General features: G+C 34.2%; 12 protein-coding genes and 2 pseudogenes. All 14 read right to left on the bottom strand.

Translation table 11 applies throughout. The features are described 5' to 3' along the window. Positions 1 to 123: 123 nt before the first annotated feature. Positions 124 to 537 carry a type II toxin-antitoxin system death-on-curing family toxin gene (locus SMIDD26_RS05900; protein ID WP_000158361.1) on the bottom strand — a complete coding sequence of 138 codons (414 nt, stop codon included), beginning with the start codon at positions 535 to 537 and terminating at the stop codon, positions 124 to 126. Beyond that, positions 534 to 770, bottom strand: a complete 237-nt coding sequence (locus SMIDD26_RS05895) for an AbrB family transcriptional regulator (RefSeq protein ID WP_000260601.1) — start codon at positions 768 to 770, stop codon at positions 534 to 536. Before SMIDD26_RS05895 ends, SMIDD26_RS05900 begins: the two co-directional genes overlap by 4 nt. Before the next feature lie 329 nt (positions 771 to 1,099). After that, entirely contained in the window at positions 1,100 to 1,411 is a 312-nt protein-coding gene (locus SMIDD26_RS05890; protein ID WP_000420556.1) for a hypothetical protein, read from the bottom strand. Positions 1,412 to 1,530: 119 nt separating this feature from the next. Continuing rightward, the gene (locus tag SMIDD26_RS05885; RefSeq protein WP_000423452.1) at positions 1,531 to 3,273 is read right to left on the bottom strand and encodes a glycoside hydrolase family 13 protein; all 1,743 of its coding nucleotides are present in this window, start codon (positions 3,271 to 3,273) and stop codon (positions 1,531 to 1,533) included. Positions 3,274 to 3,446: 173 nt separating this feature from the next. Next, positions 3,447 to 3,938 carry a hypothetical protein gene (locus SMIDD26_RS05880; RefSeq protein ID WP_061439461.1) on the bottom strand — a complete coding sequence of 164 codons (492 nt, stop codon included), beginning with the start codon at positions 3,936 to 3,938 and terminating at the stop codon, positions 3,447 to 3,449. 63 nt (positions 3,939 to 4,001) lie between these two features. Further along, entirely contained in the window at positions 4,002 to 4,883 is an 882-nt protein-coding gene (locus SMIDD26_RS05875; RefSeq protein ID WP_061439459.1) for a diacylglycerol/lipid kinase family protein, read from the bottom strand. A gap of 113 nt (positions 4,884 to 4,996) precedes the next feature. Next, a pseudogene (locus SMIDD26_RS05870) lies at positions 4,997 to 5,848 on the bottom strand (ADP-ribosylglycohydrolase family protein). Next, a complete protein-coding gene (locus SMIDD26_RS05865) occupies positions 5,842 to 6,666 on the bottom strand; it encodes an alpha/beta fold hydrolase (protein WP_061439457.1) in 825 nt (274 codons plus the stop codon). The pseudogene SMIDD26_RS05870 and the gene SMIDD26_RS05865 overlap by 7 nt, the downstream one beginning before the upstream one ends. A 203-nt stretch (positions 6,667 to 6,869) precedes the next feature. Next, a complete protein-coding gene (locus SMIDD26_RS05860; RefSeq protein WP_061439456.1) occupies positions 6,870 to 7,487 on the bottom strand; it encodes an RpiB/LacA/LacB family sugar-phosphate isomerase in 618 nt (205 codons plus the stop codon). Positions 7,488 to 7,756: 269 nt separating this feature from the next. Further along, positions 7,757 to 8,377 (bottom strand): annotated as a pseudogene (locus SMIDD26_RS05855) (DNA alkylation repair protein). Between the two features lie 28 nt (positions 8,378 to 8,405). Then, complete coding sequence (locus SMIDD26_RS05850) at positions 8,406 to 9,167, bottom strand: hypothetical protein (protein WP_061439455.1); 762 nt, start codon at positions 9,165 to 9,167, stop codon at positions 8,406 to 8,408. A 53-nt stretch (positions 9,168 to 9,220) separates the two neighbouring features. Continuing rightward, complete coding sequence (locus tag SMIDD26_RS05845; protein WP_061439454.1) at positions 9,221 to 10,504, bottom strand: hypothetical protein; 1,284 nt, start codon at positions 10,502 to 10,504, stop codon at positions 9,221 to 9,223. Between the two features lie 75 nt (positions 10,505 to 10,579). Next, positions 10,580 to 10,924 carry a hypothetical protein gene (locus SMIDD26_RS05840; protein WP_061439453.1) on the bottom strand — a complete coding sequence of 115 codons (345 nt, stop codon included), beginning with the start codon at positions 10,922 to 10,924 and terminating at the stop codon, positions 10,580 to 10,582. A gap of 282 nt (positions 10,925 to 11,206) precedes the next feature. Further along, a partial coding sequence (locus SMIDD26_RS05835; protein ID WP_061439452.1) for an ATP-grasp domain-containing protein occupies positions 11,207 to 11,754 on the bottom strand: 548 nt, incomplete at its 5' end.

The raw sequence follows: 11,754 nt of genomic DNA, 5'->3' as shown, positions 1-11,754 counted from the left end.
TATGAAATATAGGAAGACGCCGAAAATTCTCACCCATCAAAAAAAGAGACAATATTCGTTTTTGCATTATAGATTTCTAATATAGTCTCTTTATTTATACTTACAAGAATTGAATAGTTGAGCTTAATTTTTTCCAATAATTCTAAACGAATGTTCAGAGACCCATTTGGCGTAAGTGGTTAAGCTTTCATCTGTTAAGGACTCTACTGCGATAGTTACACACATATTTACCGCTTCTTCAACCGTTACAGAAAAACGATAATGATTTAACTGTAGAAATTTCACCAAAACGAAGAAAGCAGTTCGTTTATTAGCATTGGCAAAAACATGCTTCTTTATCAATTGGACAAATAGTATCGTTGCTTTATCAAAAATTGTTGGATAAAGAGGCTTCCCAAAAACAAATTGTTCTGGTAAATTAACAATCATATTTAAAGCCGAAGGACTAACCGTTTGAATTTTCTCATTTGGAGAATACCGTTGAATTGCTAAAGCATTTATTTTTTCAATTTGCTTTTCTGTTAGATAGATTGTCATTTTTCCACCAAAGCTTTGAAAACATCGTCGTATTCATCAAATATTTTATCTAAATTTAAGTCAAAGGCATCATCAGATATATAAGAAACCTGCTGATCCAATTCTTCAGGAGTAAAGATAATTTCACCACTTGGTAACAATTTCGCTTCGTATTTAACACCACTTGGAATATTAAATTCACTTGGAATCGTAATGGTGATTGAATTTCCTTGTTTTCTTGTTTTTACTACCATCTGATTTCCTCCTTTGTCATATTATAACAAATCATTACGGTAATTACAATGGCGGGATAATTCACTCCCGTAACAATCTCTATCAGAGTAAATAAATATTATAGTTCTGAAAAGTTATTAATGCCACTATTTTAACAGATTTTGAACCAAGGTTAAATTATATTAGACAAATTAATAATCTTAGTCATAGTTTTCATATAATTTACCAAAACTTCAAATAAAAAAGAGAACAAATTTGCTCTCCTTTACTTTATACATTTTCAACTATTATGGTTGAATTAATCTTTACATTGCTCAGTTGATACATTATGATTTAATTGATGTAAATCTTACTTAATGCTATGCTTATTCATCTTTTGTTCAAAGATAGTCGTGATAATCTGACGTAGTTCTTCTCGTTCTTTTTCTGGAATTTCACCACTTGTTTGAGCTGCAGCGTAGAGTTCAGGGTGTTCAATTGAAATGCGTTTGATCGTACGTGTTGTTGCATGTTTTCTGACGAAAAACGGGATTCGCTTAATCAAGTCTTGTGGTACTAGCGCAAGAATCTTCTCAGCAGTTTCCTTGTCACTAATCTTAGACGTAGTCAGCCCCTTCTTAATCATTTCCTGTTCTTTTTCTGTAAAATCTTTTAATTCCATTCGATAAATCCTCCTATTTTCTTTACCTTAAATTATATACCAATTGTAGCAAGACGACAAATAATCAGTTTGTAAAATGCTCTCTATACTACAACTTTCCTGTCACTCTTAATTGCTCTTTAATGAAAAATCACAAATCCTTTTGGAGAGATGACAAACTGATTCTCCGATTCTTGGCAATTGCTTGCTAGTGCTACGGTTTCCTTCTCTAAAAGATAATCTTCTTTTGATTGGTTAAAGATAGCTTTAAGAATTTGTCCATCGTATTTCCATTCCAAAGCTACTAGATCAGGTTTGATTTCTTGAAGGCTATACTTGCCATGCTGAATGGTTGCTGACGCGTGTTTGCGAATCTTGATTAGCTTCTTCACGAAGTTTAACATATCATGGTCACTTGATACGCGTTCCCAAGGCATACAACGACGGCAATCTGGGTCTGGACCGCCAGTCAAGGATAACTCTGTTCCGTAATAGATGCAGGGTGTTCCCTTTTGTAAAAAGAGAAAGGCTAGGGCTGATTTAACCAGTTGCACATCCTCATTGGCCGTCCACAAGATTCGTTCTGTATCATGCGAATCCAAGAGATTAAACATTACTTCTGAAATCTGCTGCTTGTAATACATAGACTGACCATTGATTTCATCGATGAACTGATCAGTCTTCTTAATTCCTCGTAAGAAATAGTCCTTGATGCTATCAGATAAAGGATAATTCATGACGGCATGGAACTCATCTCCATTTAACCAAGGCTGAGACCTATGCCAGACTTCTCCTAGGATATAAAGATCAGGCTTTTTAGCTAAAACTGCCTTGCGAAAATCCCTCCAAAACTGATGGTCAATCTCATTAGCCACATCCAAACGCCAAGCATCGATATCAAACTCTTCAATCCAATAAGTCGCAACCTTTAAAAGATAGTCCTTGACCTCTGGATTGGCTGTATTTAGCTTAGGCATATAGTCCTCAAAACCAAAAGCATGATAAGGCAACTCTCTCTTGTTGGCTAGTTTTTCAGTCATCACTGGAAATTGTTGAATATGGAACCAATCCTTATAAGCAGATTCCTCACCATTTTTGACAACATCTTGCCATTGAGGAGATTGCGAACCAATATGATTAAATACAGCATCCAGCATGATTTTCATGCCACGCTGATGAGCTTGCTCGACCAGTTCCCGAAAGGTCTCCTTGTCCCCAAAATGACGGTCAATTTCAAAGTAATCCGTCGTATTGTACTTATGATTGCTCGTAGATTCAAAAATCGGACAAAGATAGAGACCAGTAATGCCCAAGTCTTGCAAGTAATCCAGATGGTCAATAATCCCCTTTAAATCACCACCAAAGAAATCATCACTTTTAGGTGTGCTTGATGAATCCCAGTCTAATGTTCCTTCTGGGTTTAATCGAGCATTTCCATTAGCAAATCTCTCAGGAAATATCTGATACCATACCATATTTGAAACCCAATCAGGAACTTGGCAGGCATCAATCTCATGTATATAAGGTAACTTAAATCCATTTCCAATAGCATGAAGATTTTCTAGAGAATTGTCCACGCACCCTTTATCACCATACAAAATACTTTGACCTTCTGTATCCTTGAGTTCAAAGAGATACTGGATACGTGCAAAGTCAACGGACACTTCAACCTGCCAATAATCAAATAAGACATCAGAAGTTATCTTGGACATTTCTTTTGTACCTTGATAAAACTCCTCCATAAAGATAAAAGGGTCCCCATAGTGCAAGTTGATGCTTTCAATGTCCTCTTTCTTAGTACGAATCCGAATATGAAGCTTCTTATCCTTATAAAGATAGGCAAACTCCGACTCTGGCCTATGGTAAATAGCACTTAATTCCATCAATTTGTCTCCTAAAGTATTCATTCAAATTTTACGCAAACGTTTTCATAATTGTGATTCTAGTATACTACTTTCGTATTTTATTTTCAAGGCTTGTCCGTAGATTCTAGTGGTTTGGTTCTATAAATAAAAAAGCAGCCAGTCTTACAACTTGCTACTTTTCAAATGATGATTTACAAATATCTTTGCAACCACTCTATTTTTTTAAAATCCTTATTGTTATTGTGCTCATTTCGATAAGAATCTTGGGAAGAAGCCTTGTAAATGCTTAAAAACTGTTCCAAACTTGGAACTCGAAAAGAGATGTCATCGAGATGAATCAGCTCTATATCCGATTCCGAAACTCCTGCAAAATCAGGTAAAGAATCGATACTTCCGAATTCAACACTCAGACCATCTTTTTTGAATTCATGCTCATGAATATCTATTAAGGCATAGCCTAAGTGTTTCATCACTTTCATTATCTTGTCCCACTCATAAATTCTGAGTTGATCGGGTGCTTCCCAACCTCTAGGGTCACCAGGCACATGAATGTCAATGTCAGACGGCCCCCATTCTTCATTTGAACGGTATTCAAAACCCAAGGACCCCATGAGCGTCGGAGTGATTCCGATTTGGTTTAAATGAGAACAGATTGTTCGAAATTCATCAAATAGAGAATTCATTCCTCCTCCAATCGTTGATATAGAACTTAATTTCGTTGTGAATAATAAACTAATTTTTATTTTCTACTCTTTCGGTTTTGAAAATACTTCTACTCGCTGAGCTAGAACTTTGATTTCTACAGGTAGGTTATCCGATTTATCGCCATCAACATCTGACTCCAATTCACTATCTGAAGAGATCTTAATATTACGCGCTCTGATATACTCAATATTATCATTGCCGACAACATCTCCTTTTAGTAAATCAGGAATGACTGATAATTTGGAGAATAGAGACGCATCTTTCAGAATCAAAATGTTGGCATAGCCATCCTTATTTTCTTCAAAGATTTTCTTATCAGCGAAGTAATTTGTCAAGAGAACCAAAACATGACTAGCTTCACCAACATAATTTCCATTTTCTGTCTCAATCTTAATGTTAAAGACCTGATCCGTCATGACAGACTTCATGGTATTTACAGCATAGGCTAAAATACCGAATTTTGTCTTGTCCTCGATTTCAACATTGTGAATCGCTTCAGGAAGAGAGCCGATACTAAAGATATAACCAAAATAATTGTCATTCGCTTTTCCGATATCAATCTTATTGGTTAAGTTGAAATCCAGTTCATCAATTGCGCCATCGATATCTTGATTGATTTTCAAAAGTTTTGTAATGAGGTTACCCGTCCCACCAGGGATAATTCCTAACTTAGGAATGTAGCCTCTCTCAGCAATACCCGAAATAACTTCATTGACAGTCCCATCTCCACCAAACACAACCACTGCATCGTAGTGCTCACGAGAAGCTTCTTCAGCAAAATGTGTTGCATCAAGCGCTTTTTCGGTAATTTTGGTTTCTACGTGCTCAAAATATTCTTTTGCTTTATTCTCCAGCTTTTCTTTGTAATCCAAAGCCTTCTCGCCACCAGAAGTAGGGTTAATAATTACCATTGCTTTTTTCATTGATAATACTCCTTCATTTTTAAATAGAAATGTTAACGTAGCTGCATTTACCATTACATATAATGCTATTATATAATGAAAACTCAGAAAAGAGAAATCTGACGTACTGGAGATTAATATGATTTTATTCTATTTTCCCATCGCATAACTACATCCTTTAAGGGTTTATCCAAGTAAGAATAAGCCTTATCCTTTATCCAATTAGGAATGCCGTAAGCTGCCTCGGCTATGCTGCCAGTGATTGCAGCGAGAGTATCACTGTCGCCACCAAGTGAGATGGCATTTCTTATCGCATCTTCGAAATCTGTACTTTCAAGAAAGGCAATAATGGCTTGAGGGACAGTTTCCTGGCATGTTTCATTAAAACGGTATGTAGAGCGAATTTCATCTAAAGTTTGAGATAGATTGTAGCCGTATTCCTTCTCTAGATAATCCTTAATCCGTCTTTTACACTCCGTAGGATTGTCGTTAATTGGTTGCTCGTATTCTCTACAATAACCACCAAAGTAAAAACGACACAGAAAGATAGCATCAGCTGTAGCCATAGCACCTTTGACACCTTCTGGATGATTATGGGTTACCTCTGCAGAAAAGAATAGGATTTGTATAATAGGCAACATACCCGATCTCGCATAAAAACCACAGTCCATGACCCAAGCACATGGAGAAACACGCATAGCCGAACCATTCCCAAAGCTATTATAAGGCTCACGCTTATCGCTCTTTAGCCATGCATTAAACCGAGCACCGTAATCAGCATCAGGATACATCCTTCCATATTTCTTCACGGCATCAATAAAGTCGTCTTTTTGTCCCCCATTCATAATCGCTTCTGCAACAGCACAGGTCATAACCGTATCATCCGTGAAAAATCAATCCTCACGAAATAAAGGAAAATCCCTCGTTTTGATATTGTTCCATTCGTAAACTGAACCTACAATACCTCCAATAATTGCTCCTAGCATAAGATTCCTCCTTGTGACATATCAGATTTATTACACATTCCCAATGGTTCACTCTTTAAAAATGGTGCCACCAAATCAATCCACTCTTGAGGCAGGTAAGATGATAAATAACCGTGATTATAACCCTTTGCTTCATACAAAATTGTATTTGAATGTAGCTGATGAAATAATTTCGCTGATTCTTTCACACAGTTCAATTCTTTTTCACCATAGATATACAGAACCTGAGCCTTGCTAGCAGAAATCATATCTTTCAGCTTGTAACGCCCCATATAGTTTTTGTAAATGGTCACCAATGTTTTAACAGGTGTCCTTGGCAGATCCTCCAAATAATAAGCTTTTATTTCCTCTGGATAAGCCAGTTTAGGATAGAGTTTGTTCATCATGCTTAACTGAAGTTTGCAAGAGAATTTATTGAACATCAGTTTACCAAATAGAGACACTAGAAAGATGCTGATTTTAGATAACCTTGGTTGAGGAATACAGAGGCTTCCGTCTATAATGCCCTTCTCAGCAATTTCACTATCTAAAGACAAAAGCTCCATGGCAATTTGACCACCAAGTGAAACACCACCGATTGCAAACAATTTCCTACCACAGTTTGCTTTGATATAGTCTAGAATCTCCAAAGCAGAATCTTCAGTAGAAACATAATCAAGTTGATATTCCTCACCGTGGCCATTCAAAGTGGGTAGAATAATACGGTATTCTTTTGACAAGATTCGTGCTTGACGAAGATAATTCCACCAAGAACTACCACCACCATGTATCAATAAAATAGGAGGCAAATTCTTATCACCAAATTCATGGAATTTCATGTTTAAACTCCTTACTGTAGGACTTTCACTAGCTAATTTTCCTTGTTCAATCAGCTCTTAAAAGCATTACCACACACTCGACATAAAACGAGTGAACACTATGTATGCCAAGTGAACATGTATGTGGGAACATGTCTATAAACCTTTTGACGATAGCATAAGGTTATCGTTAAAAGGTATTACCCCGACAAACTGTGATTTACTCATTTCATTAAATCAGCTATTTCTTTCTTCCCATACGCCTTTACATTCTGAATTACATTCTGTTTCCTCTTTATTGATTCAAACAATGATATATCTAGTACATTTGCAAATTCTTCAAACTGAACCTGCCCGATTCTTCTTATTTCTTTAAGTTTCTCGGTATCTCTTACCTTTCTCTCTGCCTCACTCTTGGGGTATCCTTGCCCAAATGGCTCCGAGAAAAGAGCTTCTATTGTTCTTTCAAGATTTTCAGTACCTGACCATGTATAATCTTCACCTAATGGTAATGATATCGCATTTCCATTATTAATCTGAGCGAATAAATAGGCATCATTCGGTGTAGGTGCATACCCGCAAATGACATCAGGCATACTATTACAAGCAAGCATCATTCCTTGTCCGGAAGAACAGCCCGTAACAACGAAATCAACTGTCCTACTTGCCAACAAGATACCTATAAGAATAGAAATTTCTATATACGAGTATTTTTCATTTTCTTCCATCGTACAGCCAAAATTTATAACCTCAGATTTCTTTGGAGCATACTTTAATACAGCATCATAGATTATTTGATTTTTGCTCGCTTGCGAACTTGCTTGAATAACTCCGATTCTCATTCTTCCCCCTACAACTTCTAATTTAATTATTTCTTTTTCTTTGGTTTGGGTGCCGGTAATTCATCATATATTGAATTGAACAAGCCTTTATTTTCTACACTTCATTTATTCACTGGTTGCAACTTTTAACATCAAAACTACCGCCCCCACATGTGGTGCTGGCAAGCATCTATATTATAGAACGAAAGCAACTGAGTTATTGTTTAAAATTAAACTTTAGAATGAAAATATTTTTAGTTACCTTTTTCTAACTTTATAGCTAATAATTGTCACTTAATAAATTTACGTGCTAACTTGTAAACTTGTTGAATCTCTTTACTCTTAACGTCCCAACTATCAAGTTCTTATTTAATAAACTCTGGAAATTTTTTGCTAATATCCCTTAAAGCATTACCAACTGATTTTCTAACATATTCACTAGAATCTTCTTTTAATGATGCGATTCGTTTAATAGCTTCATCTGGATTGTCCTTGAAATATGGTCTACTCGTCCATATTCTCAAACCTTCTGTAACAGCTCTTCTGACATTTGGATTATTATTTTGTAGCCAGTCGTCAATAACCGGAAGAGATTTTTCATAACCTGTTTGATTACAAAATTCATCGAATGCTTTTGCTAATACTTCTTGAACTCTCCAATTGTTATCCTTTGAAACCTCATCCCTCATGAAGATCAAAATTTCTTCATACGATAACAAATATCCAAAGAGAAATACACTGTACATTCTAACTTGGTATACATTGGATTTGAAGGCTAAAAATGCTAATTCTTTGGTATACGCATTATTGTTTGTTTGATAGTCAGCAAGAGCTCTACTCTCTTCTTCTTCTTTAAATCCATTTTCTATTAAAGAGAATTCTTTTTCTAAATTTAAAATATATTCTTTCATGTAACTTGAACCTGTCACTGAATTTTAATTATTTTTCTATTTTTGATTCAATCCTTTTTAAATATTTTTTTATCTCATGAACTAATCTTTTCTTTGAAAATAAATCCATTCTACCACCTGAAAGCATTCCACCAAAGAAAACAGGAATTTTCCTATCTCCGAAAACTGTAAATGTCTTTATATCACCATCACACAACCATTGAGAAACTCGTGAATTATTTATGTATACAAATTTTATACTTTTACCAGCTTCTATAAGAGACTCAATGTGAAGTTCCAACATTTCTTTGCAGTATTGAGGGTAAGATATTGATTTTTTAAGTGGAAGTTTTTTAGAACTTGTTTCATGATAGTAGAACATATCTCCAATATAGATTGATACTTTTCTATTTTGGTGGTTTAAATACTCTTCATGTATCACATTTTTGTCCTTAGAATGTTCTATTTCTTTACTTAAAATATCCCATGATTTATTACACCAATGCCATTTAGCATCATTATCAAAGATATCATTCATTAGTTCATAAATAGGTTTATAGTATTTATTATAAGCATATTTACTTTTAATAGACTTTTTTAAACTATATAGATATGTCCTAATATCTTCCTCATTTTTTGCATCTTCTTCATCTCCTGCAAGGTTTAGACCAATAACCAAAACACAATCTTTTTCAGATGTTGAGTTATCAAATTCAAAGCCTCTAACTCCAAGTCTTGGATCTTTCTTTTTTACATCTAAAGCCCTTGTTGTCTTTTCTATAAACTTATTATTTTCTGGACTAGTTGTCATAATTATAACTCCATTATTTACAGCTTTCTATAATAAACATTTGAAAAATAAAGTTACCAGTAGTACCTTTTCTCACTCAGATATTGTTCTTTTTGTTCTCTAGAATTTTCATGATTTCTGATTCCTAGTAATTCATCTGTTGAAGAAACTATTGGGTCTATCCAGTCAGCTTTGGATCTAATCCAATCAATTTCATCCTTACTAAGTTTCCCCGCTATCTCCAGTTTATCAGCCATCAATCTTAAATCATTTGCTGTTTTAAAATCTTCTAGCATATTCAGAAGAGACATTGTCCGCTTCTTCTCTTCTTCGATTCTATTTTGTAATTTTCTTTTTCGCTCTTGTTCCTCTTCGTATAGTCTTGCTTTCTCTTCACGTTCAAGGCGTAAGTTCTTAACTTTATAATACTCTTGGTATATTAAAACAATTATTTCTGGGATTGATTGTTCAAGTGTGAATTCTTTAGTATCTTTAATGTATTTACCATCTATTATCTTAAATCGAAAGTTTCCATTTGGAATATAGTCATACTTCTTTATTCTTGGTTTATAAGCATACCCCTTAAACTTTACGCTATCATTGTACTCTGCTAGTTCTTTAGCTTCTTCTTTTGTTAATTCATGACTTACTTTGTCTGTTGATTCTATAACTTCAAAACGAACAATATCCTTATCAATTTGAATATCCCAATTTGAAGTTACATTATCACCAATTCTTTCAATTACAGTAACTAGTGTATCTAAAAAGCGATATAAACGTGGAAGAGAATTGAGTGAAATATTTTTTACAAATTTAGGTTCTTTTAAATCATTATATCTGTGCCTAGAATCAAAGTAGGGATAGGAAGCAGCTGTTTCCCTCTTATTCCACTCTGCGATTTTATCTCTTAGATTAGCTACAGATTTATGTAATCTCTTATTTGGAGCCTGGTTTAGGTTTAAAACTGCTTCAATAATACGTTCTATTTTATCGTCCTCTATAAATGATAATGAACTTCTTATACTAGTTGTATCAAGCTTAAAAATATCTTTATTTTTATCTTCCGAACTCTCTTCTTTATGTTTACTAGGTTTTATTCTATTGTTCTTTAGACTTTTTCTATCAATATGAACTTCATTTACGTCATTTTGTGGTAATGGAACAATAAATTCACTTAAATCTTGTTCAGTATTCTTACGATACCAATAACTACCATTGGGAATTGGGATTTCAAATTCTTTGCATTTCTTAAGTAAGTCTGAATAGCTTAAATCATATTTCAATGAAACTTGTTTTGCACTTATCTCCCAGATTTCTTCATAGAGTTCCTCTCTAGAAAAGGTCTTTATCATCTTCATTTGAAACACCTTTACCCTTATATTTTACATCACCTTTTTTATATTTACCAAGCGAAAACGCAAATTCAAAAACTTCTAATTCTTCACTTCTGCATTTTCGCTTAATATAAAAAGTAGATCTTGTTTTAAAACGTTAAATTCCTCTATAATTTTATCTAAACTAGTTTCAATATTTTCAACACGGATCTCTGATAGCTTACCGTGATTGTATGAAATCATTCTTTCAGCGATAATATGATATGACCAACTCTCAGTGAAACGTCTGTCTCTTTCTTCGTTATGAATAGCAAAACCAATTGGAAGAAGATTATTTCTAAGGCCTATAGCAACTGCTTGTGAACTTATACCTAAATAATCACCTGCAATTTTTAATGTGATTTTATTTAATTTTCTAATATCTTCGTCGGTATATGTCGGCATGTTAGTACTCCTTTGCTACAATTACAAATGCAATAGTTTTTGAGCTGTCATAAAATGTGAATAACAATGCTCCCATGAACGATATCTATCATGTTCATCAGCTTTTAAATCGTTATAAAATTCAGTTGACAATTTAATAATCATATCAATTGTTTTCATACTTTCATAATCGACTTTCAAATATATAGCGTTTTCATTATTTTCTTAATCTATTATATCATTATTCAAAACAAAAAACTGCAACTTACTCGTTGCAGATACACAGATTTAATTCTATTCTTTTTAGAAACTTATATTTTCATTTTCAGGCATAGTAAAGACATCGTTTTTTTCAAAATAAGGTTTTACCATTTCTTTCCATCTAGCTTTATGAAAATTGATTGAGTTTAAAGGAGAGAGTCCATAATTTCCCAATGCATAACCATCATTTACTTCAACAACAAGTGTCCTGCCATCACTAATAACACCTATATCTAGTCCATAAGCTATTGGCGCATCTTTCCAACATGATATGGCTTTATCAATTACACTAGGATCAAATTGTGCATGATAATCACCTGTATAGGGTCGAACATCTAATACGCGACCATCTAAAACAAAACAACGCCATTCTGCTATGAATTCTACAACCTCACTAATCCGTATAGGATAGTCAAAAGGTAGACCAATACCTATCAAATCACGGGTTCCGTTAACAACTCTTCCAGTAAAGACTTTTGAACCAGCTTTAGGCTTAATAAATTTTCCCCAATTATCAGGTATATTTACAATCTCTCCTAAAACACCTTCATAAATCTTTCGACCATAAAAGTCTTTAAGCTCAATAGGAT

The organism is Streptococcus mitis, assembly GCF_001579035.1.
Lineage (GTDB): Bacteria > Bacillota > Bacilli > Lactobacillales > Streptococcaceae > Streptococcus > Streptococcus mitis_J.
This window is presented reverse-complemented; position numbering and strand designations above follow the sequence as displayed.

What these genes read in the sequence shown, in the direction of transcription:
- SMIDD26_RS05840 (WP_061439453.1), bottom strand. Translation starts at nt 10,924, where the DNA reads ATGCCGACATATACCGACGAAGATATTAGAAAATTAAATAAAATCACA.
- SMIDD26_RS05860 (WP_061439456.1), bottom strand. Translation starts at nt 7,487, where the DNA reads ATGAGAATCGGAGTTATTCAAGCAAGTTCGCAAGCGAGCAAAAATCAA.
- SMIDD26_RS05845 (WP_061439454.1), bottom strand. Translation starts at nt 10,504, where the DNA reads ATGAAGATGATAAAGACCTTTTCTAGAGAGGAACTCTATGAAGAAATC.
- SMIDD26_RS05895 (WP_000260601.1), bottom strand. Translation starts at nt 770, where the DNA reads ATGGTAGTAAAAACAAGAAAACAAGGAAATTCAATCACCATTACGATT.
- SMIDD26_RS05865 (WP_061439457.1), bottom strand. Translation starts at nt 6,666, where the DNA reads ATGAAATTCCATGAATTTGGTGATAAGAATTTGCCTCCTATTTTATTG.
- SMIDD26_RS05890 (WP_000420556.1), bottom strand. Translation starts at nt 1,411, where the DNA reads ATGGAATTAAAAGATTTTACAGAAAAAGAACAGGAAATGATTAAGAAG.
- SMIDD26_RS05850 (WP_061439455.1), bottom strand. Translation starts at nt 9,167, where the DNA reads ATGACAACTAGTCCAGAAAATAATAAGTTTATAGAAAAGACAACAAGG.
- SMIDD26_RS05875 (WP_061439459.1), bottom strand. Translation starts at nt 4,883, where the DNA reads ATGAAAAAAGCAATGGTAATTATTAACCCTACTTCTGGTGGCGAGAAG.
- SMIDD26_RS05900 (WP_000158361.1), bottom strand. Translation starts at nt 537, where the DNA reads ATGACAATCTATCTAACAGAAAAGCAAATTGAAAAAATAAATGCTTTA.
- SMIDD26_RS05880 (WP_061439461.1), bottom strand. Translation starts at nt 3,938, where the DNA reads ATGAATTCTCTATTTGATGAATTTCGAACAATCTGTTCTCATTTAAAC.
- SMIDD26_RS05885 (WP_000423452.1), bottom strand. Translation starts at nt 3,273, where the DNA reads ATGGAATTAAGTGCTATTTACCATAGGCCAGAGTCGGAGTTTGCCTAT.